22 protein-coding genes are annotated in these 26,745 nt (G+C 72.7%); 8 read left to right on the top strand and 14 right to left on the bottom strand.

Translation table 11 applies throughout. From position 1 onward, the window contains the following. Positions 1 to 8 precede the first annotated feature (8 nt). The 5 genes from pstC to ASC99_RS30410 are packed head-to-tail and all read left to right on the top strand — an operon-like array spanning position 9 to position 5,644. Positions 9 to 1,019 carry a phosphate ABC transporter permease subunit PstC gene (gene pstC, locus ASC99_RS30430; RefSeq protein ID WP_057238119.1) on the top strand — a complete coding sequence of 337 codons (1,011 nt, stop codon included), beginning with the start codon at positions 9 to 11 and terminating at the stop codon, positions 1,017 to 1,019. An 18-nt stretch (positions 1,020 to 1,037) separates the two neighbouring features. Beyond that, complete coding sequence (pstA, locus tag ASC99_RS30425; RefSeq protein WP_082598769.1) at positions 1,038 to 2,117, top strand: phosphate ABC transporter permease PstA; 1,080 nt, start codon at positions 1,038 to 1,040, stop codon at positions 2,115 to 2,117. Between the two features lie 59 nt (positions 2,118 to 2,176). Then, the gene (locus ASC99_RS30420) at positions 2,177 to 3,901 is read left to right on the top strand and encodes a substrate-binding domain-containing protein (protein WP_057238116.1); all 1,725 of its coding nucleotides are present in this window, start codon (positions 2,177 to 2,179) and stop codon (positions 3,899 to 3,901) included. Further along, positions 3,898 to 4,791: a sortase gene (locus ASC99_RS30415; protein ID WP_063857240.1), complete on the top strand. Its 894-nt coding sequence runs from the start codon at positions 3,898 to 3,900 to the stop codon at positions 4,789 to 4,791. Before ASC99_RS30420 ends, ASC99_RS30415 begins: the two co-directional genes overlap by 4 nt. 31 nt (positions 4,792 to 4,822) lie before the next feature. After that, positions 4,823 to 5,644 carry a phosphate ABC transporter ATP-binding protein gene (locus tag ASC99_RS30410; RefSeq protein WP_057238114.1) on the top strand — a complete coding sequence of 274 codons (822 nt, stop codon included), beginning with the start codon at positions 4,823 to 4,825 and terminating at the stop codon, positions 5,642 to 5,644. 22 nt (positions 5,645 to 5,666) lie between these two features. On the opposite strand, the gene ASC99_RS30405 is transcribed toward ASC99_RS30410, so the two are convergent. From ASC99_RS30405 to ASC99_RS42000, 4 genes are all read right to left on the bottom strand, one after another. Then, on the bottom strand, positions 5,667 to 6,542 hold the full coding sequence (locus ASC99_RS30405; RefSeq protein ID WP_157531866.1) for a 1-acyl-sn-glycerol-3-phosphate acyltransferase: 876 nt from the start codon (positions 6,540 to 6,542) through the stop codon (positions 5,667 to 5,669). 7 nt (positions 6,543 to 6,549) lie between these two features. Further along, complete coding sequence (locus tag ASC99_RS30400) at positions 6,550 to 7,371, bottom strand: GNAT family N-acetyltransferase (RefSeq protein WP_057238112.1); 822 nt, start codon at positions 7,369 to 7,371, stop codon at positions 6,550 to 6,552. A gap of 137 nt (positions 7,372 to 7,508) precedes the next feature. Further along, positions 7,509 to 8,129, bottom strand: coding sequence for a hypothetical protein (locus ASC99_RS39125; protein WP_157531865.1), 621 nt, complete (start codon positions 8,127 to 8,129; stop codon positions 7,509 to 7,511). Continuing rightward, the gene (locus tag ASC99_RS42000; protein ID WP_157531864.1) at positions 8,027 to 11,272 is read right to left on the bottom strand and encodes a hypothetical protein; all 3,246 of its coding nucleotides are present in this window, start codon (positions 11,270 to 11,272) and stop codon (positions 8,027 to 8,029) included. Before ASC99_RS42000 ends, ASC99_RS39125 begins: the two co-directional genes overlap by 103 nt. A gap of 165 nt (positions 11,273 to 11,437) precedes the next feature. Here ASC99_RS42000 and ASC99_RS30390 point away from each other — a divergent pair, with 165 nt between their 5' ends. Both ASC99_RS30390 and paaI read left to right on the top strand, forming a co-directional pair. Further along, positions 11,438 to 12,364: a GNAT family N-acetyltransferase gene (locus tag ASC99_RS30390; RefSeq protein WP_057238102.1), complete on the top strand. Its 927-nt coding sequence runs from the start codon at positions 11,438 to 11,440 to the stop codon at positions 12,362 to 12,364. Between the two features lie 39 nt (positions 12,365 to 12,403). Next, complete coding sequence (gene paaI / locus ASC99_RS30385) at positions 12,404 to 12,853, top strand: hydroxyphenylacetyl-CoA thioesterase PaaI (RefSeq protein WP_063857238.1); 450 nt, start codon at positions 12,404 to 12,406, stop codon at positions 12,851 to 12,853. A gap of 40 nt (positions 12,854 to 12,893) precedes the next feature. Here the strand turns inward: paaI and ASC99_RS30380 are convergent, their stop codons facing one another. The 10 genes from ASC99_RS30380 to ASC99_RS30335 form a co-directional block, all read right to left on the bottom strand. Further along, positions 12,894 to 14,150 (bottom strand): AMP-dependent synthetase, encoded by a 1,257-nt coding sequence (locus ASC99_RS30380; protein WP_057238099.1) that lies wholly within the window; start codon positions 14,148 to 14,150, stop codon positions 12,894 to 12,896. Positions 14,151 to 14,183: 33 nt separating this feature from the next. Beyond that, on the bottom strand, positions 14,184 to 15,053 hold the full coding sequence (locus ASC99_RS30375; RefSeq protein WP_057238097.1) for an SDR family NAD(P)-dependent oxidoreductase: 870 nt from the start codon (positions 15,051 to 15,053) through the stop codon (positions 14,184 to 14,186). Then, entirely contained in the window at positions 15,050 to 16,342 is a 1,293-nt protein-coding gene (locus ASC99_RS30370; RefSeq protein ID WP_057238095.1) for an MFS transporter, read from the bottom strand. The genes ASC99_RS30375 and ASC99_RS30370 overlap by 4 nt, the downstream gene beginning before the upstream one ends. Beyond that, positions 16,339 to 17,565 (bottom strand): AMP-binding protein, encoded by a 1,227-nt coding sequence (locus tag ASC99_RS30365; RefSeq protein WP_057238092.1) that lies wholly within the window; start codon positions 17,563 to 17,565, stop codon positions 16,339 to 16,341. The genes ASC99_RS30370 and ASC99_RS30365 overlap by 4 nt, the downstream gene beginning before the upstream one ends. Then, complete coding sequence (locus tag ASC99_RS30360; RefSeq protein WP_057238090.1) at positions 17,562 to 18,593, bottom strand: RimK family alpha-L-glutamate ligase; 1,032 nt, start codon at positions 18,591 to 18,593, stop codon at positions 17,562 to 17,564. Before ASC99_RS30360 ends, ASC99_RS30365 begins: the two co-directional genes overlap by 4 nt. Beyond that, complete coding sequence (locus ASC99_RS30355) at positions 18,590 to 20,008, bottom strand: KamA family radical SAM protein (protein ID WP_057238088.1); 1,419 nt, start codon at positions 20,006 to 20,008, stop codon at positions 18,590 to 18,592. Before ASC99_RS30355 ends, ASC99_RS30360 begins: the two co-directional genes overlap by 4 nt. 6 nt (positions 20,009 to 20,014) lie before the next feature. Then, complete coding sequence (locus ASC99_RS30350; RefSeq protein WP_057238086.1) at positions 20,015 to 21,721, bottom strand: class I adenylate-forming enzyme family protein; 1,707 nt, start codon at positions 21,719 to 21,721, stop codon at positions 20,015 to 20,017. A 115-nt stretch (positions 21,722 to 21,836) separates the two neighbouring features. Beyond that, positions 21,837 to 23,177 carry a flavin monoamine oxidase family protein gene (locus ASC99_RS30345; protein WP_057238085.1) on the bottom strand — a complete coding sequence of 447 codons (1,341 nt, stop codon included), beginning with the start codon at positions 23,175 to 23,177 and terminating at the stop codon, positions 21,837 to 21,839. Then, positions 23,174 to 23,449: a phosphopantetheine-binding protein gene (locus tag ASC99_RS30340; protein ID WP_082598768.1), complete on the bottom strand. Its 276-nt coding sequence runs from the start codon at positions 23,447 to 23,449 to the stop codon at positions 23,174 to 23,176. The genes ASC99_RS30345 and ASC99_RS30340 overlap by 4 nt, the downstream gene beginning before the upstream one ends. A 33-nt stretch (positions 23,450 to 23,482) precedes the next feature. After that, positions 23,483 to 25,009 carry an amino acid adenylation domain-containing protein gene (locus ASC99_RS30335; protein WP_057238083.1) on the bottom strand — a complete coding sequence of 509 codons (1,527 nt, stop codon included), beginning with the start codon at positions 25,007 to 25,009 and terminating at the stop codon, positions 23,483 to 23,485. 316 nt (positions 25,010 to 25,325) lie between these two features. Between ASC99_RS30335 and ASC99_RS30330 the strand changes: the two genes are divergently transcribed. Continuing rightward, positions 25,326 to 26,720: a hypothetical protein gene (locus tag ASC99_RS30330; protein ID WP_057238080.1), complete on the top strand. Its 1,395-nt coding sequence runs from the start codon at positions 25,326 to 25,328 to the stop codon at positions 26,718 to 26,720. Positions 26,721 to 26,745 lie beyond the last annotated feature (25 nt).

Raw genomic sequence — 26,745 nt, 5'->3', positions numbered from 1 at the left:
ACCCTGCCATGACAAGCACCACGCCCGCCCCACCGGAGCCCTACCGGGAGCCCGACCAGGACCGACCACGCCGGATCAGCTCGCCGGTCTCCCGGGGCGACCGGGTGTTCCGGGCCGGGCTGACCGCGGCCGGACTCTCGGTCTTCCTGATCATGGGGCTGATCGCCTTCTTCCTGCTGCTGCGCGGCGGGGAGGCGCTGAAGGTCACCGGCTGGTCGTTCCTGACGGAGCAGCGCTGGAACACCGGTGCGCACCAGTTCGGCATCGCCTCCGTGCTCCCGAACGGCGCGCTGATCGCGCTGGTCGCACTGCTGATCTCGGTGCCGGTGGCGCTCGGCACGGCGGTCTTCATCTCGGAGTACGCGCCGGTCCGGCTGCGAGCGGCGCTGATCTCGCTGATCGACCTGATGGCCGCGATCCCCAGCATCGTCTACGGCCTCTGGGGCCTGGTCTTCCTCCAGCCGAGGATCGTCGGGCTGTCCCGGTGGCTCTCCAACCACCTGGGCGACTGGGTGCCGTTCCTCAAGGTCAGGCGCGGGGACATCACCGTCTCGTACACCTCCTCGACCTTCATCGCGGGTGTGGTGGTGTCGCTGATGATCATCCCGATCGTCACCTCGCTCAGCCGGGAGGTGTTCTCGCAGGCCCCGCAGGGCGAGCGGGAGGGCGCCTACGCGCTGGGCAGCACCCGCTGGGGCATGGTGCGCACGGTGGTGCTGCCGTTCGGCCGGGGCGGGGTGATCGGCGCGGTGATGCTCGGCTTCGGCCGGGCGATGGGCGAGACCATCGCGGTCGCGCTGATCATCTCGCCCGCCTTCGTCTTCAAGGGCCACCTGCTGGAGAACGGCGCCAACTCGATCTCGGCGCTGATCGCCCTGCGCTACAGCGAGTCCGACGAGCTGTCACTCTCCGCCCTGATGGCGGCCGGACTGGTGCTCTTCGCCCTGACGCTGCTGGTCAACCTGGCGGCCGGCGTCATCATCAACCGCTCGCGCTCCGGCGCGGCGACCTCCGACTGAGCACCGAGGACACGGCCGATGACCGACACCCTTGAGAAGACCTCCGCCGCGACCGCCCCGGACGAACCGGAGGCCCGGATTCGTACCGGTGGCGTCACCCGCGCCGAACTCACCACCCTGGCCGGGGCGTTGGGCGGATCGCTGGGCCTGGACTGGCTGTTGTACGAGCGGCTGCTGCCGTTCAGCGGAGCGTTGGGCTTCCTGCTCTGCTGGTACCTGCTGTTCCTGGCCTTCTTCGCCGGGGCCACCGCCCTGCAGTGGGACGGCCGGCTGGTCCGGGAGCGCCTGGTCACGGTGCTGGCCTGGACCTCGGGTCTGCTGGTGGTCGGACTGATCGTGGAGCAGATCGGCTACCTGCTGTTGCGCGGGGTGAGCGCGGCCAGTCACCTGAACTTCTTCACCGAGTCGATGGCCACCACCGCCCCGCTCTCCCCGATCACCTCCGGCGGCGCGCTGCACGCGATCATCGGCTCGCTCGAACAGCTCGGCCTGTCCACCCTGTTCGCCGTCCCGCTGGGCATCGCCGCCGCCGTCTACATGTCCGAGGTGGGCGGCCGGTTCGCCCGGCCGGTGCGCACCCTGGTCGAGGCGATGACCGCACTGCCCTCGATCGTGGCCGGGCTGTTCGTGCTCGGCGTGGTGATCCTCACCCTGGGCGTGGACCGGTGCGGCTTCGCCGCCTCGCTGGCGCTCACCGTGATGATGATGCCGATCGTCACCCGGGCCGCCGAGGTGGTGATCCGGCTGGTGCCCGGCACCCTGCGGGAGGCGTCCTACGCGCTCGGCGCCAGCCAGTGGCGCACGGTGTGGAACGTGGTGCTGCCCACCGCCAGGCCCGGCCTGGCCACCGCCGTGGTGCTCGGCATGGCGCGCGGCGTCGGCGAGACCTCGCCGGTGCTGCTCACCTCCGGCATGACCGCGTACTTCAACAACAACCCGTTCTCCGGGCAGCAGGTCAGCCTGCCGCTGTACATCTGGAACTACGTCCGCCAGCCCTACCCCGACATGGAGGCCCGGGCGTTCGCGGCCGCGCTCGTGCTGATGGTCGTGGTGCTGGTGCTGTTCGTCGTCGCCCGGGTCCTCGGGCGGGTGCGATGAGCCGGCCGAGCGACACCCCTTCCGCTCCCGTACCGACCGACCACCCCAGAGGAGTCCCCATGCCGTGGGCATCCGCTCACCGGCCGCACCGGGCAGCCGCTCTGCTGCTCGCCCTGCTGCTGCTCGCCGCCTCGGCGGCGCTCGGCCGGGCGACCCCGGCGTACGCCGCGACCTCGCTCAACGCGGAAGGCTCCAGCTGGGCCGGCCCGGCCATCGACCAGTGGCGCCAGGACGTGGTGCCGCAGGGCATCCAGATCAACTTCAATCCGTCGGGGTCGGCGGCCGGCCGGAAGACCTGGGCGGCCGGGCTGAACGACTTCGTCGCCTCCGACGTCCCGTTCCGCTCCAAGCCGGACACCGGTGCGGGCGGGGCGATCGGCGGATCGGGCGCGGCCGGGGCCGAGCGGGCGGTGTACGGCTACTCGTACGTGCCGATCACCGCGGGCGGCACCGCCTTCATGTACAACCTGGTGGTGGCCGGGAAGCGGGTCACCGACCTGCGGCTCTCCTCGGACACCCTGGTGAAGATCTTCACCGGCAAGATCACCTACTGGGACGATCCGGCCATCACCAAGGACTACGGCCGGGCGCTGCCGCGCCTGGAGGTCAGCCCGGTGGTCCGCTCCGACGGTTCGGGCGCCACCGCGCAGTTCACCCGCTGGATGCAGCACACCCACCAGGCCGAGTGGGAGGGGCACTGCAAGGCGATCAACGGCATCAGCTGCGGTGACTACACCGAGTTCTACCCGACCGTCCCGGGGATGACCGCGCAGAACGGCTCCGACGCGGTGGCCAACTTCATCAAGTCCCCTGGCAACGTGGGCACCATCGGCTACGACGAGTACGCCTTCGCCAAGCGCAGCAACTGGCCGGTCGTCAAGGTGCTGAACGCCGCCGGGTACTACACGCTGCCGACCGCATCGAACGTCGCCGTCGCGCTGACCGCCGCCAGGATCAAGGGAGTTGACGACGCGACACCGCCCAGCGACCCGAACTTCCTGCAGCAGAACCTGGACGGCGTCTACAGCATGGCCGACCCCCGGGCCTACCCGGTCTCCAGCTACAGCTACCTGATCGTGCCGCGCCAGGGCGTCGCCGACCCGGTGCCGCCCCGGTTCAACGACGCGAAGGGCAACGCGCTGAGCAAGTTCATCTCCTACGTGCTGTGCGCGGGCCAGGGGCAGGCCGACAGCCTCGGCTACTCGCCGATCCCGCGCAACCTGGTGCGTGGCGGGATGCTCCAGGTCGGCCACATCCCGGGCAGCGCCAGCCCGGTGAACCCGGAGACGCTGGCCAACTGCGGCAACCCGACCTTCGACAGTTCCGGGCAGCTCACCGTGCTGGTGAACGCGCCGCAGCCGAGCCCCTGTGACAAGGCCGGCGCCCCGCTGGACTGCGTGGTCAGGGACGGCAAGCCGGTCAGCTCCGGCACCGTCGGTACGACCGGCGGCAACTCCGGTGGCAGCAGCGGCGGTTCGACCGGTGGCGGGAGCACCGGTGGGGGCACGGGCGGTACCGCGGGTGGCACCGCCGGCGGTACCGGGGGCGACCCGGACGCGGCCCCGCCGGTGATCGACCCGCAGACCGGACAGGTGGTCGGCGCAGGTGGCTCGGGCGGTGGCTCGGGCAACCTGACGGCGAGCACGGTGGAGGTCGGCAACCGCAAGGACGAGTGGCTGCTCAGCACCCTCACCGCGCTCGAACTGCTCGCCGTGGTCGCGATACCGCCGCTGCTCGGCGGCCGGCTGGCCGCCCGCCGCCGCAACCGGGGAGTGGCCCGATGAGCGCCCCGACGCTGGACCGGCCGGTCGGCACCACGGAGCCGGCTCCGCCCCCGCGTGCCACCCGCCCGCCCGTGTCGGCGGCCCGCCGCCGGGTGGTGCAGGCGGGCTGGGCGACCAGCTCGCTGGCCGGTCTGGTGCTGGGCTTCGCCGTCTACCTGCCCGCGCTGTCGGGGTTGCAGGAGCAGCACTCGCAGGCCGCCGCGTACAAGACGCTGCGCGACCAGTTCGCCAAGGCGGTCGCGCCCACCGGTCCCACCACCGACGGTGCGCCGATGGCGATGCTGGACATCCCGGCGCTGGGTCTGTACGAGACCGTGGTGGTCGAGGGCACCACCGGCCGGGACCTGATGCGCGGCCCCGGCCACCGGCGGGACACCGTCCTGCCGGGACAGCACGGCGTCAGCGTGCTGTTCGGCCGCCGGTTCAGCTTCGGCGCCCCGTTCGCCCGGATCGGTGAACTCCGGGACGGTGACCGGATCGAGGTGACCACCGGTCAGGGCCGGGCCAGTTACGTCGTCAACGAGCACGGCGACGCCGGCCACCCGCTCACCGACCAGGCCAAGGACCGGCTGGTGCTGGTCACCGGCGACTCGGACTGGATCTCCTCCTCGACCGTGCTGGTCGGTGCCCGGCTGCTCGGCGACACCCAGCCCAACTCCGGTACCCGGGGGGCGCTCCGGCCCACCGACAAGGCGCTGGCCGCCGACCGGGCCGCCCTGCCCGCGCTCCAGCTCTGGGGGCTGGCCCTGCTCGCGGGCGTCACGCTGTCCACCCTGGCGGTCCGGCTCTGGCACCGCTGGGCGGCCTACCTGTGCGCGGCCCCGGTGCTCGGGATGCTGCTCTGGAGCTGCTACGAGAACGCCGCCGCCCTGCTGCCCAACCTGTACTGAAGCGCCGAACCTCTACCGAAGGACCACCGGGATGACCGACGCCGTCGACACCGCCGTACTGCCCAGGACCGAAGACTCGCTGTACGGCATCGAGACCCGGGGCGTCTCGGCCTGGTTCGGCGACCGCAAGGTGCTGGACCGGGTCTCGCTGAGCATGACGGCCGGTCAGGTGACTGCCCTGATCGGCCCGTCCGGCTGCGGCAAGTCCACCTACCTGCGGATCCTCAACCGGATGCACGAGATGGTCCGCGGCTCGGGGCTGGCCGGTGAGGTGCTGCTCGCGGGCACCGACATCTACGCCGCCGGGCGGCGCCCGGCCGACGTCCGGCGGCGGATCGGCATGGTCTTCCAACGGCCCAACCCGTTCCCGGCGATGAGCATCTACGACAACGTCGCCAGCGGGCTCAAGCTGGCCGGGGTCAAGACCGACCGCGAGCACCGGGACCACCTGGTGGAGAGCAGCCTGCAGGCCGCCGGACTCTGGCAGGAGGTCAGCAACCGACTGCGCTCGCCCGGTGGTTCGCTCTCCGGCGGGCAGCAGCAGCGGCTCTGCATCGCCCGCTCGCTGGCCGTCTCGCCGGACGTCCTGCTGATGGACGAGCCCTGCTCCGCGCTGGACCCGACCTCGACCCGGCGGGTCGAGGAGACCATCGCCGAGCTGCGGGGCCGGCTCACCATCGTGATCGTCACGCACAACATGCAGCAGGCGCAGCGGGTTTCGCAGTCCTGCGCGTTCTTCCTGGCCAGCCACGACACCCCGGGCCGGATCATCGAGGCGGGCCCCACCGACCGGCTGTTCGGCGCTCCGGCCGACCAGCGGACGGCGGACTACGTGAACGGCCGGTTCGGCTAGGCGAGTCGGAGCCGACCGCGGATCAGCGCCAGGCGGCCGCGCCGGCGACCTGCTGGCGCTGCCGGCCGGGGACGTGCGGGCGGTCGACCTGGTGGGCGGCGCCGAGGTGGGGGCCGATGGCGGCCTGGGCCCGGCGGGCCAGTAGGCGGCGGTCGGTGCCGTTGTCGGTGGGCATCGGGGAGTGGAAGGTGAGTTCGGCGACCAGGCCCCGGGTGCCCAGCACCCGGCGGATGGACGGCAGCAGTTCGTCGTCGCCGACATAGCCAGGGGCGGTGCAGAGCCGGCCGTCGGCCAGCCGGTAGCGGACCGTCACGGGCTGGACGGGGACCGCCGCGTCGATCGCCGCCTGGAACGCCGCTGGGCGGAACCGACCGCCCGCCGCACCGCACCAGGTGCTGCCCTCGGGGAAGGCCGTCACCGGGCGCCCGGACCGCAATACGACGGCCATCTCGCCTACTGTGCCGGGCAGTTGGCGCAGGCTCTCGCGGTCGATGAAGACCGTCCCGCCGCGCCCGGTGAGCGATCCGAGCACCGGCCAGGACCTGACCTCGGTCTTGGCCAGCATCGGCCCCGGCCGGACGGCGGTGAACAGCACGATGTCCAGCCACGAGATGTGGTTGGCCACCCGCAGCACGGCGCCCGGGGCGGGCGACCCGACCACCCGCAGCCGGACGCCCATCCCGGCCAGGACCGACCTGGTCCAGAACCGGAGCAGGCCGTCCCGCAGTCGGGGCGCGCGGTCCCAGCCCCGGGTCAGCACGACCACGGCGATCCCGGTCAGCAGGGCACCGACACAGCCGATCCCGCGCAGCAGGCGCAGCGGTGCGGGCACCGTCGGCCCGGGATCGGCGAGACAACTCTCCGGCGTACAGGGAGCGGTGGGGAGCCAGCTGCTCATGGCGTGCTCACGCGCCCGTTCCGGCCGACAGGAAGTGCCGCAGGTAGCGCGGGTCGGTCCGCTCCAGCGAGAGCAGCACGTACAGGTCGGCCACCCCGAAGTCCGGGTCGTACGCGGGCTCGCCGCAGACCCAGGCGCCGAGGCGCAGGTAGCCGCGGAGCAGCGCCGGGACGGTGGTCCGCTGGGGCCGGGCCACGCCGGTCGGGTCCCAGGGGCGGTGCGGGGTGACCCGGTACTCGGCCGGGGCCAGGTAGCGGGCGGTCATGGCGTCCCAGACCCCGGCCGCGGTGGCACCGCCGTCGGCGAGCGGGACGGAGCAGCAGCCGGCCACCCAGGTGTTGCCGGTGTCGACCAGGTAGCGGGCGATGCCGCCCCACATCAGGTTGATCACGGCGCCGTTGTCCCGGTGCCTGATGTCGATGCAGGACCGGCCCACCTCGACCAGGCCGGGTCGGACGGCCGCCAGGTTGCTCAGGTCGAACTCGGTCTCGGAGTAGAGCCGCCCGGCCCGGGCCGCCGCCTCCGGGCGGAGCAGCCGGTAGGTGCCGACCACCTCGCCGGTCTCGTTGTCGCGCACCAGCAGGTGGTCGCAGAACTGGTCGAACGGGTCGATGTCCAGGCCGGGCACCGGGGTGTCCAGGAGCGCACCCATGCCGCCGGCGAAGACGTCGTGCCGCAGCCGCTGGGCGGCGCGGACGTCCGCCTCGTCGGTGGCCAGCGAGACCGAGTAGGCCGGGGCGGCGGTGGTGCCGGCCGGTCGGGGGGAGGCGGGTCGGGTGACGGTGGGTCGGGTCACGGTGGGGGAGCTGAGAGCGGTACCAAGGGCCATGACGGGGTTCTCCCAGGGCTTGGGTCGAGCGTGGCGATCGGTGCTGCCCTATGTCTCTCCAGGTTGGTTGGCGTTCGTATGGCCAGCCGGGAGAGTGGAGATGTGGACCTGTTGAATGCACCGGTGCGGCCTGCCGGTCAGTGCGCCCGCTCGGCGGCGCGGAGAAGCAACATTCGTGCCAGAAACAGCAGTTCGCGTACGTCTGGCTCGTCGGGGAGGGTGGCGTCGGCGCGGTGGCCGGCCAGCACCGCCGACTCGGTGCGGGACAGGGTGCCCGGTGGCCGGTGCAGCAGCGCACCCGGGTGGTGCAGATCGTGCAGCAGGCCGGAGCCGCCCCGGGGGCCCGACACCGGCCGGCCGGCGTACGCGACGAACCGGCCGTCCGGCGAGCAGCGGAGCACCCGGGGCCACTCGGCCGCCGTGGCCAGATGGGGCGGTACGGGCACCGGGGCCAGGCTGAGCTGGTCGTAGAAGTGCACCCGGCCCTCGCTCGGGGCCAGCCCGCCGACCACCTGCCAGGCCGGTACGGCGAACAGGTTGCGCAGTCGGGGGGTGTCCCGCCGGACGGTCGGCCGGGGTACGGCACCGTCCAACTCCCAGAGTGTCAGGCCGCCTTGGCGGCCCGAGCCGAGCAGGCGGCCGGCACCGGCGAAGGTCAGGTCGAGGAGGCGGCCCGGCTCCTCGGGGACGGTGGCCGTGCCGAGCACCGTCCGCAGGCCGGTGTCGGCGAGGACCAGCCGACGGCCGTCGGAGAGCACCAGACGGTCGCCGTCCGGCGCCACCGCGAGCAGCTCGGCGTTGGCCAGCCCCCACGGCTCCAGGCCGACCTGGCGCAGCTGCGAGTGCCCACCCTCCACCAGTGCCCAGCCGTCCACCAGTGCACCGTCGTCCACCAGCGCCCCGGGGGTGAGGCGGAGCCCCGCCACGTACCCGGTGCGGGTGGGCACCAGCCGGGCGGCGGCCACCGCCGTGCCGGCCGCCAGCAGCTGCGGACCGGCGGCCGAGTGCCGGACCAGCTCGAAGTGCGGGTCGTCCCCGCCGACCCGGCGGGCGGCGGCCCGGCCGCGCCGTGGTGCAGGGCGGCCCGGCCGTCGCCGACCAGGTCGAGGGTCTCGATCACCTCCTGCTTGGTGCCGTGGCCGGGCGTGGCCAGCGCGAGCGCGGGGCTCCCGTGGGCGAACGAGACGTGGTCGGCGTCGAGCAGCTGCAACCCGGCGGGGAGCCGGACGGTGGCCGGCGCGACCGCGCGGGCGGCGGCGGCCGCAGCCCGGTGGGCGTCGAGCGCGGTCAGCCGGTGCAGCAGCTCCCGGTCGGCGGGGTCCGGCGGGCTCCAGTCGGCCGACGGCAGCCGGGACGCCAGCGCGACGGCGTCCACCACCGGTGCGGCGCAGGTGAGTTCCCAGTACGCGGGCCAGTCCTGCTGCCGGGCGAGCTCGGCGGCGCGGACCTCGACCGGCACGGGTGGCGGGGTCCAGAGCCCGCCCGTGGCGGGGGCCGGGACCGGTGGCGTCCGGTCGGCTGCCCGGAGCGCCTGCCGCTGCCCGTCCAGCGCGCGGAGCAGGGCCGCCCGGTGGGTCTCCGGCGCGTTCTGGGCGAGTCGCTGCCAGAGTGCCACCGCCGCCGCCCCGGCCTGCACAGCCTCGGCGGCTTGGCCGGCCTCGGTGAGCAGTCTGCGGAGTTCGGCAAGGGCCGTGGCGTGGGCCTCGGGGGCGGGCTCGGCCGCCGTCTGGTACAGCGCCACCAGCTCCTGGCCCGCGCGCACCGCCTCGCCCCAACGCCCGGCCCTGGACAGGTCGTTGCGCAGGCCGAGCAGTGCGCGAGCCAGGTCGGCCCGGTGAGTAGCCGGGTCCTCGGCCGCCAGGTCCCGCCAGTGCGCCACCGCCTCCCGGGCCGGGTCCAGGTCGTCCGCCTCGCCGATGCCGCGCAGCGACAGCCCGGCCGCGTCGGTCAGTGCGGCCGCCAGCCCGGCCCGGTGCGCGGGGTCCTGCTCCGCGAGGCGGCGGTAGTGCTGGACCGCCTGCCGGTTCGCCCGGTGCGCCTCGCCCCAACGTCCGGCCCGTTCCAGGTGGTTGGCGTGGGCCGCCAGTGCAGCGGCCAGTCCGGGTTCGAAGTCGGCCCGCTGCCGCAGCAGTTCGACCGCCTGGGCCTGGACGGTGACGGCCTCGTCGGCCCGCCCGGCCAGGCCGAGCCGGTCCGCCAGCGCGGCGAGCGCCCGTGCCAACCGGTACTCGTACCGGGCCGGTGCGGCGGCCACCAGGTGCCCGAGCAGTTCCACGCTCCGCCGCGCGGCCTCCACCGCCTCCGGGTCCCGGCCCAGCTCGCCCAGGTGGTCGGCGTGCTCCGCGTGGAGCCGGGCGTGCGCGGTGAGGTCGTCGGTGCGGGCCAGGCGGTGGGCCAGCAGACGCACCGTCACGGCGGCCCGGCCCGGGATCAGGTCGGCCGGCGTCGGGAACGGTAGCTCGGCGAGGATCTGCTCCAGTAACTCCGGCTCGATGTCAGGGAGTTCGGCCAGCGCGGCGAGGCCGGGGCTGCCCGCCGCGACCGCCAGACCGGGGTCTGCGGTGAGCAGCGGGAACAGGCAGTTCGGGCCGACATGCGGCCAGCGGGCCGCCGCCGCAGCCAGCACGGTGACGGACCGGCCGGGCCGCCACCCGCCCCGGGTCAGCGCCACCGCGGTGGCCGGAGCCCACGGCTGGGCGGGATGGTCGGCCGGGTGGCCGGGCAGGGTGAGGGCGAGGAAGTCCTCGGCGAGACGGTCCGGGGCCAGTGCGTGCAGGACGGTGCCGGGGCTGGACGACGGGTAGCAGGCCGCGTGGTCGGCGAGCAGCGCGGCGGTCGGATGTTCCAGACCCAGCGACTCGAGTAACTCGGCGCCGGTGTCCGCTGGTTGAGGGCCGATCAGGGTGGCGGCGAAGACGGTGCGGTTCATCACCCAGGGCGGGGAGCTGAACCGCCCGGGTCTGAGCTCCCGGTGCAGCCGGGCCCAGTTGAAGTGCTCGCGGTCGAGCAGGTAGACGGAGAGCCCGGCCGGATCGGCGGGCGCCCGGCGGCCGGTGGCGTACGCGTCCACGGCCACCAGCGCGGCCATCTGGACGGCCAGGGTCAGCCCGAAGTCGGGGTGGTCCAGCTGCATCGGATCGACGGGCTGCCGGACGCCGTACCGCTCGGCGAAGGCGGCCCGGGCCGCCCGGAACACGGTGACCCGGTCCGCAGGCGGGAGCGGTGCCAGGGTCTGCCGCGAGCTGTCCGCGAAGGCGGCCCGGAGCACGGGTGGGGCGTCGGCACCGCGCGCCAGCAGCAGCACCCTGGCCGGCAGGCCGTCCTGGTGCAGCAGCGCATTGCCGAGCAGCAGGGCGAGCCGGCTCGGCGCCCAGTGGTCCGCCCGGTCGACCAGCAGCAGCAGGCCGACGGCGCCGGCCGGCCGCAGATCCGTCCGGCCCGGTGGCGGCAGGACGGCGGCCGGGCCCTCGGCGGCGGTCAGTACCCGCCATCCCGACTCCGCCAGCTCACCGGCCAGTCGCTCCGCGATCCGAGTCTTCCCCTGCCCGCCCGGGGCGTGCAGCCAGCGGGCCGCCGCCGGGGGCCCGGCCGTGCACCACTGCCGCAGCTCGGCCAACTCCCGCTCCCGGCCGGTGAATCCGACCACGGCGGACCTGGCGTCCAGCAGCCGGCTCGGCTGCCCACCCAGCCAGGCGTCGTCGGGCCGGGCCGCCGGGCGCCAGTGGGCCGGCAGGTACAGCGGGACACCCTCGGCGGACACGTGGACATCGGCGCCGAGCACCCCGTACGCGGTCCCGCCGGTGAGGGTGCTCGTGCCCGGCAGGAGATCCGGCCCGGCCGGGTGCGCAGCATGCTGCTGCGGCCCCGCCGCCACCGACAACACGGACGATTCAGTCAACATCTGGGCCCCGATCAGATGTGCACGTGCGACCCGCCCCATGCTGCCACCCGGCACCCGCCGTCGCAGGCGAATGGGACGCCTGGTGCGGGGCGGGTTGCCGGGTGCCGCCACCGGCCCGGCCAATCGAATGGACAGTGGAGGCCGCGATGGCGGAGGGTGCACTGCATGTCAGATCACTCGCCGCAGGGCCTGCCCGCCGGATACCGCACCCGCGCCGCCACGGCGGCCGATCTCCCGGCGATCCATCAGCTGGTGGTGGTCTGCGAGGAGGCGCTGTACGGAGCGGCCGAGACCGACCTCGACACGGTCGCCGCCGACCTGGCCCGCCCCGGTCTGGTCCCGGCGCTGGACACCGTGCTGGTCCACGCGCCCACGGGCGAACTGGTCGGCCGGGCCTGGGTGGACCGCCGCTCCGAGGTCGACGTGCACCCCGCCCACCGGGGCCTGGGCATCGGGGGCTCGCTGCTCGCCTGGGTCGAGGCGCGGGCCCGCCAGGTGGGTACGGAGTGGGTGGCGCAGACCGTCCCGGACGACGACCTGGCGGCCGTGGCGCTGGTACGGGAACACGGGTACCGGCCGATGGTCACCTCCTGGCTGCTGGGGATCGAGCTGCCGACCGAACCGGTGCTCCCCGAGCCGGCGCCGGGCATCACGGTGCGGCCGTTCCGGCCGGGCGACGAGCACCCGGCGTACCTGCTGACCGAGGACGCCTTCGACGAGTGGCAGTCCAGGCGCAGGTCGTACGAGGAGTGGGCGCTGCTCGCGGTCGAACGCAGCACCTTCGCGCCGGAGATGTCCTCGCTGGCCTTCGCGGACGGCCAACTGGTGGGCGCGGTCCTGGCCTTGGACGTGCCGGATGCCGACGAAGGGTACATCGAGCGGGTCGCGGTACGGAGCGACCAGCGCAACCGGGGGATCGCCCGCCTGCTGCTCCAGCACACCTTCCGGGAGTTCCACCGGCAGGGCAGGACCGGCTGCACACTCTGGACGCACTCCGCCACCGGCGCCCTGACGCTCTACCAGCGGGTCGGGATGACGGTCCGCCGCAGCTCCACCGTCCACAAGAAGGCACTCGCGGTCGAACAGCCGTAGTCGCGGTTGCCGGGCCGTTCAGGGGGAAGGCAGCACACCATGGGAGCACTTGTCGGACCGGCCGTTGCGGGCCATCCAAGAATCGCCGCGCTGTACGAGCGCGACCAGACCTGCCAGACGCTGGGGATAGCCCTCGACGAGGTGTCCGCCGGCCGGGCGCTGATGCGGATGCGGGTGACCGCGAGCATGGTGAACGGCCATGGGATGGCGCACGGGGGCTACCTGTTCCTGCTGGCCGACGCGGCGTTCTCGTACGCCTGCAACAGCTACGGCCCGGTCACCGTGGCGCAGGCGGCGCAGGTCACCTTCCTGGCCCCGGCCGCCGTCGGCGACGAGCTGGTGGCGGAGGCGGTGGAGCGGGTGCGGTCCGGGCGCACCGGCATTTACGACGTGACCGTCCGTCAGGCCGGGGGGAAGACTGCCGGGAAGGCCGTCGCGGAGTTCCGTGGGCAGAGCGTGATCCTGGCCGGCAAGCCGCTCGGCGACTGACCGGGCCCCTCGCCCTGCCGGCAGGGCGAGGGGCCAATGGTCACGCGGGCGGGCGCTCGTCCAGGACCTGCTGGAGCTTGCCGGTGCGCGGGTTGGTGACCAGTTCGGAGGTCGGCACCCACTCGATCCCGAGGTGGTGGATGGCCCCGGCCGCCACCTCGGCCGGGAAGACCGGGCGGGCGGCGTAGACGGCGTCGACCAGCTGCTGACTCAGCTCGGCGGGCGGCTCTTTGACGTATCCCAGCCGGAGGATCAGACCGTCCCGGCCGTCCCAACGGCGGTGCACCATCTGCATGCCGACCATGAAGTGCTCCGGGTCGTTGTCGACCAGCACCGTGCGGACGTCCTCGATCGGCATCGCGACCATCCCGACCCGGCCGCCCTCCATCGACCGCCCGAGCAGCCGGAATCGCTGCCGCTCGGGGTCGACCCACTCGGCGCGGTCGCCCGCCGGGTAGCGCAGGACCGGCATCAGGGTGCGGAACAGGTTGGTGACCAGCAGCCGCCCCGGCACGCCCGGGGTGGTGATCGGTTCACCGGTCACGTCGTCGACGAGCTCGACCAAGGTGCGGTCGGGGAACGCCTCGTGCACCCGGACGTCCTCGCCCGGCACCGGCCGGCCGACCAGGCCCGCGTCGATCGAGGCGTAACCGATCGAGGCGACGGCCGCCTTGGGGAACGCCCGGGACAGCATCGGCCGCAGATCGGTGAAGAGCAAGTCGCCGCCGAACAGCAGCAGTTCGACGGAGTCGATCACCTGGCCGCGCTCGATCAGGTACTCGGCCACGGCGGCCAGCTTCATCGGCACGCCGGCCAGCACGTTCACCCCGAAGCCGGTGATCAGGTCGACGATGTACTCACTGGACGCGGCGGCGCCGACCGGCAGCCGGACGTTGTCCACCGGCGCGTGGTGCAGGGAGCTCTCGATGTACAGGAACCCGCCGTAGAGTTCACCGGCCCAGAACAGGTTGGCCACCCGGTGACCCGGCTTCAGACCGGCCCGGACAATGCCTTCGCCGAACGCGGTCACCGAGTCGGCGTGCTCCTCGCGGGACCAGACCGAGAGCTTCGGGACACCGGTGGTGCCGCCGCTCTTGTAGACCCCCGCGTCGGTCAGCGGCCCGGTCAGCAGGCGGTTCTCCGGCCAGCAGTTCGCCTCCCAGAAGGCGGTCTGGTCGATGATGGGGAGCTGGGTGATGTGCGAGACCACCTGCGGTACGTCGCGGTACGCCTCCGCGTAGAACGGCGAGTGGGTCCGGGCGTGGTCGACCAGTTGTTGCAGCGATTTCGCGGGCACTGTCTCTCCTGTCCTGTCCAACGGGCTTGGTGACTAACGGACTTCGGGTCGGCCGATCCAGGTGCGGGCCAGTGCCTGCACGGTCGAGCCGTCCTGGTCGGCGACCTTGTGGTCCAGGTACTCGGCGGCCCACTCGTTGGCCGGGACCCGGAACGGCGGCCGCTCGGCGAGCAGGGTCTGCACGACCACATCCGCCACCTCCTGGGACAACTGCCCGGCAGCCGCCCAGCCCTGGCTGCCGATCCAGGCGACGTAGTCCGCGAAGGTGGACGCGTACGGCCCCGAAGCGGCCTGCACGGTCTTGCGGTTGATGTCCGGGAAGATCCCGAACGAGGTGTCCCGGACGAAGCCCGGCACCACCACGGACACCCGTACCCCGTGCGCCTCGGCGACCGGCGCCAGACTCTCCATGAACCCCTCGACGGCGAACTTCGCTGCGCAGTAGGCCTCGTTGAACGGCTGGCCGACGACCCCGTGCACACTGCCGATGGTCACCAGCCGCCCGTGGCCGACCCGCAGCAGCGGCATCGCGGCCCGGCTCACCTCGACCACGCCGAAGAAGTTCACGTCCAGGTTGGCCCGCAGCGCCGCCATGGTGGACATCTCCATGGTGGGGTCGAAGTTGGAGATCCCGGCGTTGTTGACCACCGCATCCAGCCGCCCGTACGTCTGCTCCACGCCGTCGATGCAGGCGGCGACGGAGTCGGCGTCGGTGACGTCCAGGCGACGGACGTCCACCCTGACGCCCGCGCGCCCGGCCGCGTCCAACAGGGCCTGGGCCCGGCCGGGTTCACGCATGGTCGCCACCGTGGTGAAGCCGGCCCGCGCCGCCGCGACGGCGGTGGCGAGGCCGATGCCCGAGGAGGTCCCGGTGATCAGTACGATCCCGTGTTCGGCCGTCATGACGCGTTGTCCGCCAGGGCCGGGGCGGTCTCGGCCGCCTGGTCCTGCTCCCGGGCGGCCGCGTCGAGCAGTGGTTGGACCCTGATCGCGGGCAGGAACGAGCAGGCCGCCAGCAGGGTGCCGCCCGCCATCGTGACCCGGGCCGCGTCGAGGATGCCCAGCGGGCCGGTGAGCAGCGTGACGGCCACGCCGCCGACCAGCGCGGCCAGCGGGATCACGCCCCAGGTGAAGGTGCGGAAGGCCGCGTGCATCGCGCCCTGGTGCTGGGCGGACATCCGGGACTGCCGGATCGGCGCGCTGCAGACGTTGATGCACGACATGAAGAAGCCGTAGCAGCCCATCGTCACGGCGATCACCGGCCCGGTCGAAAATGCTGGTGCAGCGAGCACACCGAGGCCGACCAGACAGTGCAGCAGCAGTGCCCAGGCCAAGGTCCGTCCGGTGCCCAGCCGTTCACTGATCTTCGGGGCCACCACGGCCCCGGTCAGCGCGCCCACCGCCGCGACCGACATGGCCGCGCCGAAGACGGCGACCGAGGCGCCGAGGCCCCGGTACGCGAGCACCGGGAGCACGGTGACGAAGATCGGTCCGCCACAGTTCAGCGTGACCGCGGCCAGCACCACCCGCCGCAGCACCGGGTCCGACCAGTTCAGCCGGAAGCCGATCGTCAGCCGCTGCCAGACCGAGCCGGACGCGACGGTCTTCTCGCCCCAGGACGGCATCGAGCGGAAGCACAGCGCCGAGACCAGGTAGCTGGCCGCGTCGACCAGCAGGGCGGCCACGCCGAGCGCACTGTAGAGACCGGCCGCGATCGAAGGCCCCGCTACCTCGGAGACCGAACGGCTGCCCTCCAGCCGGGAGTAGGCGCGGACCAGGTGCTCCTTCTCCACCACGGCGGGGACGGCGACCAGGTAGCCGACGGTGAAGAAGATCGTCGCGCCGCTGATCACCGCGACGCAGCCGAACAGCAGCGGCGTGGACAGCCAGTCCAGCCAGTACGCCAGCGGGATGACCGCCACCGCGAGCAGCCGGACGAAGTCGCAGCCCAGCATCGTCCAGCGCTTGTCCCACCGGTCCACCAGGACACCGGCGACGGGCCCGAGCAGCGGGATGCCCAGGTACTGGGCCATCGCCACGATGCCGACTTGGAGGGCGCTCGCGTGCAGCACGAAGATCATCACGGTCGGGACCACGAAGACGGTGATCCGGTCGCCGACCGTGCTGATGGTCTGTCCGAACCAGTACAGGTTGAACCCGCGTCCCAGCGAGACCGGCAGGTGCGGCTTCAAGAGTCCTCCCGGAGAACGAGGTTGGCGGTCTTGCCGGTCCGGTCGTTGCTGATCAGCGCGTCCACCGCGCGGACCCGGAAGGACTCCGGGTCGTGCTGGAAGGCGGTGCTCAGCGTGAAGGTCGCGGAGAGCAGCTCGGCGCGGATCCGCTCGACGTCCGGAGCCGCGCCCCCGCCGGTCAGCAGCAGGAGATCCACGCCGGTGGCCCGGCCCTGCTGCTGGGTGAGCAGGATCTGAGCCCGGGTCACGCCCGGCTCCTGTTCCACCCGCCCGATGATCTCGTCCACGTGCAGCCCCAGGCCGCGCACCTGCACCACGCTGTCCCGGCGGCCGAGCACCCGCATCGCCCGGCCCGGACGGCCGCACGGGCAGGCCGTCAACTCCCCGGCGTCGCCCGTCTGGTAGCGCAGCACTGGGTTGAGCATCTCCGGGTTGAGGGTGGTGAAGTCCAGCAGTCCGTCCGGGCCGACGTGCACCAGCTGCTCGGGCAGGGTGTGGAAGGTGTCCTCCGGGCAGTCCGGGGTGTTGGTGCCGACCACCCAGGTCTCGGTGCTGCCGAACATGCCCCAGCGGCGCGCGTCCGGCGCCACCGCGGCCATGTCCTCGTCCAGTTGGGGCTGCCAGGCCTCGCCCAGCCAGAGCACCTTGCGCAGGGCGGGGAGCTTCACCCCGGCGGCCCGGGCGTTGGCGAACCACAGGCGCAGCACGCTCGGCGTCCCGCCGATCGCGGTCACCCTGCGTGCCGCGAAGAAGGCCAGCCAGTCGGCGTACTCGTCCTTGGTGACCGAGCCCACGGCGAGCACCTGGCAGCCGGACAGGTCGGCCAGCGCGGCGGCGAGGAAGTGCGCGCCCCACATCCGGCCCGCACCCCAGGCGTTGACGAAGACGTCGTCGCGCTCCAGCGGCCGCCACCGGGCGTACACCCCGGCCATGTAGAAACCGGTCGGGGCGTAGCCGACCTTGGGCGCGCCGGTACTGCCGCCGCTCTGGAACAGCCAGGTGGCGCCGGTCTCGGCCTTGGGCTCCAGGTGCGCCAGGGCGACGTTCAGGTCGTCCTTCATCATCGGTGGCAGCGCGGCCAGGTCGCCGAGCGTGCGCAGCCGGCCGAGGTCGGCATAGCGCGGTGCCAACTCGGGTACGGTCCGGAGCAGTTCGAGCGACTGGCGGGCGACGCGCAGCTGCGGCTCGGCCGCCTCCGGCATCAGTGAGAACACCTCGGTCATTTCGGGTCCTCTGCAGTGCGGTTGGCCGACCACTTCGCGTGGGCGTCTCGGTAGGCGGCGAACCGGGCACGGGTGATGCCCCGTTGGATCGTACGGTGCGGATCGTCGAGGTCCGGGGCGATCACCCCGTCGGGTTCGAGCTCGGAGAACCAGAACCGCTCACCGTCGTACAGGAAGTCGACGCAGAAGAACGGCATCGGCAGCCGCTCGGCGAAGTACGCGGTGGCCTCGCCCAGTTCGGCCGGGATCTCGGCGAACTCCATGGTGCCGCCCCGGCTGGCGTTGGCCACCGGCGAGCCGGCCTCCGGCGTCCGCTTCAGCACGGCGTACGGCCGGCCGTCGATGACGTAGACCCGGTAGTCCACCGTGCCGTCGCCGAGGTAGGGCTGCACCACCAGCGTGGTGTCGCCGCCCTGGGCCAGGCTGGCCAGGCCCCGGATGTCCTCGGAGCTGCGGGCCAGGTTGATCCCGCCGCCCCCGCACCAGCCGGCCGGTTTGACGATGGCCGGGTAGGTCATGTTCGCCAGCGCCACCTCGTAGAGGTGCTTGCCGACGTCCCGGCCGGTGCCGATCCGGATCGACGGGATCGGGGGCACCGGGGAGCCGTTCAGGTGCAGCAGGGTGGCCAGTTTGTCGTTGCCGATCAGCGACATCTTCGGCGGGAAGGGCAGGTAGAAACCGGCCTCCTCCAGCACCGCGTACAGCGCGTACTGGTTGAAGATGTCCATCGACTGGTAGGGCAGCGAGTAGAGCGCGGTGACGAACAACGTGTCGTGCGGGCTGACCGGTTCGTCGTCCACGTAGACCCGGGGTGCGCCGCGTACCGTGCCGTCCACGGTGATCGCGTCGGGGGAGTGCCTGGTCCAGCGCATGCCCTGCTGCTCGGCGACCTCCTCGTAGAGGTCCCAGAAGTAGTGCTTCCACATGGCGCCCGTCCGGGTCGACTCCCGGTCGGGGAAGATCCAGCACATCCGGCGCAGCGGGCCGGTGTCGTGCTCGGAGGTGTCGTGCTCAGGGGTGGGGTTCACTGAGGGTCCTTCCGGAGAATCGGGAGCACGGGCCCGCCGGGCTGCTCGGACCACCAGCGGCGGCCGGGCTCCGGGAGGGTGTCCAGCGGGTCGTAGTAGGGGTGGCGCCGGTCCAGCGGTGCGTCCAGGCCGGCGTCCTCGGCCTGCCGGACCTCGAGTTCGGTGCGGTAGTTCTTCGTCCAGTACGAGATACCGCGGAGCCGGTCGTACGCCACCGCCTGGTGCACCCAGCGCTTTCCGACGTCCGGTACGTCGCAGACGATCCGGGGTGTGGCGTAGCCGGGCAGGTAGCCCATGATCGCCTCCTGCAGCCGCTGGGCCTCGTGCATCGAGGTGCGCCAGTGCTCGGAGTTGGGGATCATGTCGCACAGGTAGAAGTAGTAGGGCAGGATGTTCGCCTCGCCCTGGAGGGCGAAGCAGAGGTCGAGCAGGTCCTCGGGGGTGGCGTTGACGCCGCGCATCAGCACGCCCTGGTTGCGCACGTCCCGGACGCCAACGTCCAGCAGGGCCCGGGCGGCCTCGGCGACCAGCGGGGTGACCGACTGGATGTGGTTGGCATGGGTGTGCACGGCCAGGTTGACCGACCGCCGGGCCGCGACCCTCGCCACCCGGCCCAGCCCGTCGAGCACCTGCGGCTGCAGCCAGTGCTGCGGCAGGCCGACCACCGCCTTGCTGGCGAGCCGGATGTCGCGCACCGATCCGAGCTCCAGCAACTGCATGAGGAACGACTCGAGTTGGGGCCAGGGCACGTTGGCGAGGTCGCCGCCGGAGACCACCACGTCGCGCACGACGGGGGTGCGCTTGAGGTAGTCGAGGATCTGCTCCTGCCGGTCGGCCGGCCGGAGCACCAGTCTGGTCTTGGTGACCTGGGGCGTGGAGTTGCCGACCAGGTCCATCCGGGTGCAGTGCCCGCAGTACTGCGGGCAGGTGGAGACCAACTCGGCCAGCACCTTGGTGGGGTAACGGTGCGTCAGGCCTTCCACCACCCACATCTCGGCCTCGTGCAGCGAGTCCCGTTCGGCCTTGGGGTGACTCGGCCACCGGGCCTGCCGGTCCGCGCGCACGGGCAGCATGTAGCGGCGGACCGGGTCGGCGAAGAACGCCTCGGTGAACGACACCGGGTCGGTCGGCGCGTACGGCGCCATGGTGTTGAGCATCTGCGGCGGCAGCAGCATCGACATCATGGCGAACTCGGCCTGGTCGGCGGCCAGTTCCTCGTAGAACCGGTCGGTGAGCAGCTCGCCGACGACAGCCCGCAGCTGCCGGGGGTTCTTCACGCAGTGCGCCCGCTGCCACTGGGCGTCCCGCCACTGCTGCGCCGTGACGTGGCGCCAGCCCGGCAGCCTGCGCCAGTCCGGCTCGGCCAGCGCGGTCCGTACGTACTGGTACGGCTGCCGGATCGTCTGGAGACCCATCCGGATCTACCGGCCGGTGAGGAGCGTGGCGAAACGGGTCCGCAGTTCGCGCTTGAGCACCTTGCCGGTGGGCCCGAGCGGGAAGTCGGCCGGCGTCCGGGCGATGCTCACCCCGGCCAGTCCGGTGAGCCCGGCCCCGGCCAGTGCCTTGTTGGCCGCGTCCTGGACCTCCTCGGCGGTGCACTGGGCGGCCTCGGCCTGCAAGCGGACGACGGCGAACGGCAGTTGGCCCTGGCCGGCTGCGCCCGGCAGACCGATCACCGAGCAGTCCTGCACCAGCTCGGCGCAGTCGGCCAGCAGCACCTCCTCGATGGGCAGGCTGTAGACCGGGCCGCCTGCGGTGTCGATCACGTCCACCGTGCGGTCGAGGTGGTAGAAACTGCCCTCGGCGTCGCGCCGGGCCAGGTCGCCGGTGAGCCAGTAGCCGGCCAGCTCGAAGGTGCCGGTGAGCTTGGGGTTGTTCCAGTACCCGGGGGTTCTGGACGGGGTGACCACGCCGAGCATGCCGACCGTGCCGTCCGGGACCTCCTCGCCGTCCTCGTTCAGCACGGCGGCCTTCAGCACCACTTCGAGCGGCTTGCCGACGCAGCGGTCGTTGCGGGTGCTCTCCGGTGTGGTGACCTGGCCGAACAGTGCCATGCCCATCTCGGAGGAGCCCAGGCCGTCGATGAACTGCGAGCCGGGCAGGGCGGGTTGCCCGTCCTGCTGCTGCGGCAGCAGCCAGGGCTTGATCAGCCCGGCCGGCCGCTCGCCGAGCCGGACCAGCCGGCGGATGTGCCCGTAGTGCGCACTGTCCCCGGTGTTGAACCAGGAGTGCACCTTGGCCGCGCCCTCGACCGGCAGCTCGCCGGTGGCCAACTCGACGAAGGTGCGCGGGAAGGAGGCGACCATGGTCGGCTGGAAGGCCCGCATCACCGGCTCCACCACCGCCCGCCGCCAGTCGGACATCACCACGGTCGGCAGACCGAGCAGGGTGGCGGTGAGGAAGTAGCTCAGACCGCCCGCGTGGGTGTGCGGCATCAGCGACATCAGCCGGTCGTACGACTCGGCGGGGAAGCGCACCATCCGCGGCTGCTTGCCGTCCCAGAACTGACGGTGCGCCAGCATGGTGGACTTCGGCGTGCCGGTGGTGCCGGAGGAGTGGATCAGAGCGACCACGTCCTCGGCCGCGTGCCGGTACGGGTAGACCTCGGGGAGCTGGGCCGACCCGTCGTCGAAGGCCTGGATCTCGGCCGCCATGGCGATGAAGCGCGGGCGCGAGCGCGGGTCCTCGCGGTAGGCGGCGGCGAGCCGGGTGGGGTCGTCCGCGACGATGCCGACCACGCCCACGTGGTCGAGGTAACGGACCATCACGTCGTGCCGCATGGCGTCGTTGATCAGGGCGGGAACGGCGCCCAGCGCGGTCAGCGCGAAGAAGTGCAGCAGGGGCTCCAGGCCCTCACCGACGACCACCCCGACCGGCTCGCCGGGGCGCACGCCGTTCGCCCAGTACCACTTGGCGTAGCGGTCCCGCAGGGCGGCGAGGTCGAGCAGGCTGTGGCCGCGCAGCACGACGGCGCCGCGATGGTCGATGTGGTGGCTGTAGGCGAACGGGACCGCGCGGTTGGGGTTGACCGCGATGGCGTGGTCCAGGAAGTTGCCGGCACCGAGGGTGGGCTCGGTCATCAGCTGCTGCCGGGCGGCGAGGGGTGCGATGGAACTCTGATCGCTCATGGCGGTCTCCCGGTGCGAGTCGCCCGGCGCGCGCTCTTGTGGAACGGCTGCCGGGTGAACTGGTCGAAGGGGTCTGGTTCTCAGCGGAACATGGTGGTTCGGGTGAGGACGGCTCTCAGCGGGCGAGGATCTCCGCGACCACGCGGTGGCCGGAGCGGATCGCGCCCTCCATCAGACCGAAGTACTCGGTGCTGGTCTCGGTGCCGGCCCAGTGCACCCGGTGGTGCGGCGTGGTCAGCGTCGGGCCGAGCCGGAGCCAGTCGCCGGGCCCGAGCAACGCGGCGTAACAGCCCTGGCTGTACTGCTCGTTGACCCAGTCGGTGAGGTGGAACCCGATCGGCTCCGGCAGCATCGGGAACAGCCGGGCGGCCTGCTCGACCGCCGCCGACCGCTGCTGCTGCGCGGTCAGCGCCGCGTACCGGTGCGCCTCGCCCCCTGTGACGAAGCCGGTCAGCACGCCGACCCCGCCCTCGGGCGGCGAGTCGTCCACGGTGGACAGCAGCGGGCCCTCGGCGTTCACCGACCAGCCGGAGAGCCCGTGCTCGCGCCAGAGCGGCCCGGGGTAGACCAGGTTCACCTTGACCGCGCAGCCACGGGCGGTCCGCTCGCTCGCCCGGCGGACCGGTAGGGCGGGCCGGTAGTCGACGGCGTCGGCCAGCAGCGGCGGCAGCGCCATCACCACCACATCCGCCCGGTGATCGCCCTGCGGCGTACGGACGGTGACCCCGTCCTCGTCCTGACGGACCGCCAGGACCGGCTCGCCGAGCCGCACCCGGTCACCCAGCCGCCCGGCCAGCAGCTCGCACGCCTGGTGGGCGCCACCGGCGATCCGGTCCTGCTGGGCACCACCCTCGAAGGCGTTGAGGTACCGGAGTCCGCCACCCGAGCGCAGGTAGAACGCCAGGTGCAGGACGGAGACGTCGGCCGGGTCGGCGGCCATCATCTCGCCCAGGAACAGTGGGAAGAACAGCCGGGCGTCCGGGTGGGTCAGGTGCTGCTCCGCCCACTCGGCGGCGGTCAGGGCGTCCAGCCGCTCAGCGTCGGGGGTGAGCCACGGGGCCTCGGGCCGTACGGCGGTGGCGAGTTCGTCCAGCAGCTCGAACAGGTCGCCGAGTGCCACGGCGTTGAGCGGCGGGAACCGCCCGTCCCGGGTGGCGTGTTCGGCGCCGAGCGCGAAGCGGCTGGCGCCCTGCATCGTGGTCGGGGTGGTCTTGAGGCCCAACTCCGCGATCAAGGCGTTCAGTTCGGTGTGCCGATCGCCGAGATAGGCGGCGCCCGCATCGATCCAGGAGCCCGACCCGACCTGGCGGCCGTGGGTGCGGCCGCCGACCCGGTCGCGGGCCTCCAGCACGGTGACCTCGATCCCGTGGGCCGCGAGTCCGGTCGCCGCCGTCAGCCCGGCCAGCCCGGCCCCGACCACGACGGCGCTGGTGGCGCCCGCGCGGTCGTGTCTCACCGGGCGGTCGCGATCTGCTCGGCGAGGCCCTGCGGGGTGGGCGCCAGCACGAAGTCGTCGAAGGACAGCTCAACGCCGTGGCTCCGGGCGATCGCGCTCAGCACCCGGGTCGCGATCAGCGAGTCGCCGCCGAGCAGGAAGAAGTCGGAGTCGGGCGTGACCTCGGTGCTCTCCAGTACGCGACGGAAGATCGCCACCACGCTCTCGACGTCGCTCCCGGGGTTGCCGGGGGTGCCGCCGGAGTCGGCTGAAGTGGTGGTGTCAACGCTCATCGAAGGTCTCCTTTGACCTGTCAGTGGGCTGTGTCAGTGAGTTGCGTGCCGCAGGTGCGAGCCTGCGCGGTCGACCTTTCCGCTTGCGGTGAAGACGAGTTGGGGGACCACGGTGATCCGGCTCGGCACCAGATGGCCGGGCACCCGCCCGTGCAGGTAGGACCGGACGTCGGCGTCCAGGGTCCCGGCAGTCGCGGTGGTTCGTGGCACCAGGTAGGCGACCAGTGCGGACCGGCCGGCCAGCGTGGTCCCCACCACGGCCACCGCGTGCACTCCCGGGTGGCTCGCGATGTGGGCCTCGACCTCCGCCGGGTCGACCCGGATGCCGCGCACCTTGATCTCGTGGTCGAGCCGGCCCTGGTGGGTGAGCACGCCGTCCGGTGAGCTGCTCACCCGGTCGCCGGTACGGAACCGGCGCTCGCCGTCGAGGACGGTGAACCTGGCTTCGGTGGCCTCGGGCAGCCCGAGGTAGCCCAGCGCGAGCGCGGGCCCGCCGATCAGCAACTCACCCTGTTCGCTGATCTGTTGGACGACGTGCGGGAGGGGTCGCCCGATCGGCGCCCGGGTGCCGCTGCTCCAGTCCCAGCCCGGCGAGGGTGCCTCGGGGCCGTGCAGGTCGACGGCATGAGTGATCAGGGTGGTCTCGGTACAGCCGTAGGTGTTGAGCAGCCGGATCCGTCCGGTGTCCAGGCGGCTCCAGTCGTCCAGCCGGGCCGGGTTCGCGGCCTCGCCGCCGATCACCAGCAGGCGGAGGCAGGCGGGGAGGGCGAGCCGGTCCTCGGCGAGGTGGAGCACCAGCTCGTGCCAGAAGGCGGTCGGCAGGTCGAGGACGGTGATCTGCTCCCGTTCGACCATCCGCAGGAAGCGGGGGAACGATCCCGAGTGCGCTTCGGCGTCGAGGACGAGGGTGGCTCCTGCGGTGAGGGTCGGCAGGATCTCCTCGAAACAGGTGTCCCAGTTCAGTGAGGCGAACTGCAGGACCCGGTCCTCGGGCGTCAGACCGAACAGCTCGCGCAGCGAGTGGACGGTGGCGGAGATGGCCCGGCGCGGGGTGACGACGGGCTTCGGCTGCCCGGTCGAGCCCGAGGTGAAGAGGGTGTAGGCCGGAGTGTCGGGGGCCGGGGGGCCGGTAATTTCGGCCGACTGGTCCGACTCTGCCGGATCAGCCCCCAGATGATCTAACTCCAGGTATTTCAACCCGAGTTGGTCGGCCATTCCGGGATCGGCGCCGAGCACGGTGCGACAGTCGACCGCCGACAGCATCGCCTCCTGGCGTGATGGTGGGAATGCCGGATCGACGGGACAGTAGGCGCCCCCGGCCGCCAGCACGCCGAGCAGCCCGACGACCGTTTCCGGTGTGTGCGCCGCCAGTACGGCGACCACGCCGGGATTGGCTCCCAAGCGTGCGGCAACTGTGTTCACCAGCTCGTTGAGCCGGTGATAACTCACGGCGCTTCCATGGTGGATGAGCGCCGGACGATCCGGGTAGCGAAGAGTAGTTTGCCTGAACGCGTCAAAAAGGTCGGAAGCGACCCCGCTGACGCTGCGATTATTTGACATGCCCGCCCCAGGTAATGCTTCGCGAGCCCTCATTCGTGCTCGGCGATCCGGGACTCTACCTTCGAACATGTGTCGCCACAATGGTTGTTGAGGCCGTTTCCGCAACGCGGGGTGGTGGACCTGTGAACAGGTCCGGCCCGGCGGGGTAGCGACGTGATGGATCGTCAGGAATGGCCGAGAAGTGGCGCTTTGGCGCCCGCCCGGCGCTGCCGGAAAAAGGACCTGGCAGATCGGCGGGAGGGGCGCTAGGGTCAACGGCGATGACTACTCACTCCGTTCACAGATCGGGGGTCCCATCCGCGCAAGGTGAGTGCTGATGCTCACTTGGACCGCGAATGGGGATTCCCGACTTTCCCGCTGGCTGCGCGTGCGCGAGTTCGCCGTGCCGGCCTCCATGATCGAAACTGCGACCGCCCGCCGCCGTGCCGGCGACTGGGCCGGGGCGTGTGCCGCCGCCGGCGTCGACATCGACTTCGGCCTGCGCCACCTGTCGCGCACCCACGGGCAGGAGTTGGTGGCCCGAGTCCGGGCCGATCTTCGCCATCTGGCGCCCGACCTACTGCGGTGGCACCTGCCGAGGATCGCACCGGACGGGCTGTTGCGCCCGGGCCTGACCATCGAGCTGGCCCGGTACGAGACCGAGGGGTGCGACGGGGACCGCCCGGTGCATCTGGTCGCCCGGACACCGCCTGCCTGGGCGGACGCGGGACAGCGGATCAGCCTCGCGCTGTGGGACGGCTCCCACTCCGAGGCGGCCGCCTGCGGTCCGCCGCATCCCCATCCCCACCGGCGCTTCCGCCTCGACCTGCACCGTCACCTCTGGGACGCGCGCAGGGCCGATGAGCTGCGGGTCCGGTCCGGGGCCGACGGAATGCCGGCGGACGTCCTGGATCTCACGGGTCTGGTGCCGCCCGAGTACCGGTGTGCCGTCGACCGGTGGGCGGCCGAAGCGGCCATCCTGCTCCGCGCCGAGGGCCGGACCGCCGGTGCCGTCGGCGTACGGCTCGGCGCCCGACATCGGCTGGTCCTGGAGCTCGCCGCAGGCCGGGACGGCCCCGGGCCGCCCGCTCTGCGGATCGCTCCGGCGGCCCCGGATCGCGGCGCCCACCCGCTGCCCGTCCTGCCCGATGCGGCGACCTGGGTGCTGCCCGACCTCGACCTGCTGCGCGCCGGGCTGATCGAGGCCGACCGGCTGCACCCGCTGGTCGCCTCGGCGCTGGTCCCCGACCACTCGCTGACCGGTCCGTCCCACCGGCCGGACCGGGCCGGGCAGCCGCAGCTGGTGGAGTGCCGGGGAGCCCGGCACCGGATCGGCCTGGTCGACGGAGTGCTGGCCGCACTGGACCACGACCCGGCCGAGATCCGCCGTGAGGAACTGCTGGCCACGCTGTCCGGCACCCCGCTGCCCTGCCTGCAGGCGATCGACGTGGCGCACCGTCACCCGGACTGCCTGGTCGGCGTCCGCGAGCGGCTGGACCACGGCGACACCGCCGGTGCGCTGGCCGTCGTCGAAGGGCTGCTCGGCCCCGAGGCACTGCTGCGCAGCGGCGACCTGCGGGACGAACTGGAGACCGCCGCGCTGCGCCGGGTCACCTACGGACTATTCCGGGCGGGCCTGGTCGGGCCCGGCACCGGTCCGCTGCGCGGCCGGTCGGACCGTCGCCGCACCGCCGGGCGCCGCTCGCGTTCGCGGCACGCGCTGACCCACTGACGCTCGGGGCTTCGCCCCCTCCACT

This window comes from Kitasatospora sp. Root107, assembly GCF_001424875.1.
GTDB lineage: Bacteria > Actinomycetota > Actinomycetes > Streptomycetales > Streptomycetaceae > Kitasatospora.
The sequence above is the reverse complement of the archived record's forward strand: the minus strand, read 5'-3'. Positions and strand labels throughout refer to the sequence as shown.

Coding starts and splice junctions, on each gene's coding strand:
- pstC (WP_057238119.1), top strand. CDS start 9: ATGACAAGCACCACGCCCGCCCCACCGGAGCCCTACCGGGAGCCCGAC.
- pstA (WP_082598769.1), top strand. CDS start 1,038: ATGACCGACACCCTTGAGAAGACCTCCGCCGCGACCGCCCCGGACGAA.
- ASC99_RS30420 (WP_057238116.1), top strand. CDS start 2,177: ATGCCGTGGGCATCCGCTCACCGGCCGCACCGGGCAGCCGCTCTGCTG.
- ASC99_RS30415 (WP_063857240.1), top strand. CDS start 3,898: ATGAGCGCCCCGACGCTGGACCGGCCGGTCGGCACCACGGAGCCGGCT.
- ASC99_RS30410 (WP_057238114.1), top strand. CDS start 4,823: ATGACCGACGCCGTCGACACCGCCGTACTGCCCAGGACCGAAGACTCG.
- ASC99_RS30405 (WP_157531866.1), bottom strand. CDS start 6,542: ATGAGCAGCTGGCTCCCCACCGCTCCCTGTACGCCGGAGAGTTGTCTC.
- ASC99_RS30400 (WP_057238112.1), bottom strand. CDS start 7,371: ATGGCCCTTGGTACCGCTCTCAGCTCCCCCACCGTGACCCGACCCACC.
- ASC99_RS42000 (WP_157531864.1), bottom strand. CDS start 11,272: ATGTTGACTGAATCGTCCGTGTTGTCGGTGGCGGCGGGGCCGCAGCAG.
- ASC99_RS30390 (WP_057238102.1), top strand. CDS start 11,438: ATGTCAGATCACTCGCCGCAGGGCCTGCCCGCCGGATACCGCACCCGC.
- paaI (WP_063857238.1), top strand. CDS start 12,404: ATGGGAGCACTTGTCGGACCGGCCGTTGCGGGCCATCCAAGAATCGCC.
- ASC99_RS30375 (WP_057238097.1), bottom strand. CDS start 15,053: ATGACGGCCGAACACGGGATCGTACTGATCACCGGGACCTCCTCGGGC.
- ASC99_RS30365 (WP_057238092.1), bottom strand. CDS start 17,565: ATGACCGAGGTGTTCTCACTGATGCCGGAGGCGGCCGAGCCGCAGCTG.
- ASC99_RS30355 (WP_057238088.1), bottom strand. CDS start 20,008: ATGGGTCTCCAGACGATCCGGCAGCCGTACCAGTACGTACGGACCGCG.
- ASC99_RS30350 (WP_057238086.1), bottom strand. CDS start 21,721: ATGAGCGATCAGAGTTCCATCGCACCCCTCGCCGCCCGGCAGCAGCTG.
- ASC99_RS30340 (WP_082598768.1), bottom strand. CDS start 23,449: ATGAGCGTTGACACCACCACTTCAGCCGACTCCGGCGGCACCCCCGGC.
- ASC99_RS30335 (WP_057238083.1), bottom strand. CDS start 25,009: ATGTCAAATAATCGCAGCGTCAGCGGGGTCGCTTCCGACCTTTTTGAC.
- ASC99_RS30330 (WP_057238080.1), top strand. CDS start 25,326: ATGCTCACTTGGACCGCGAATGGGGATTCCCGACTTTCCCGCTGGCTG.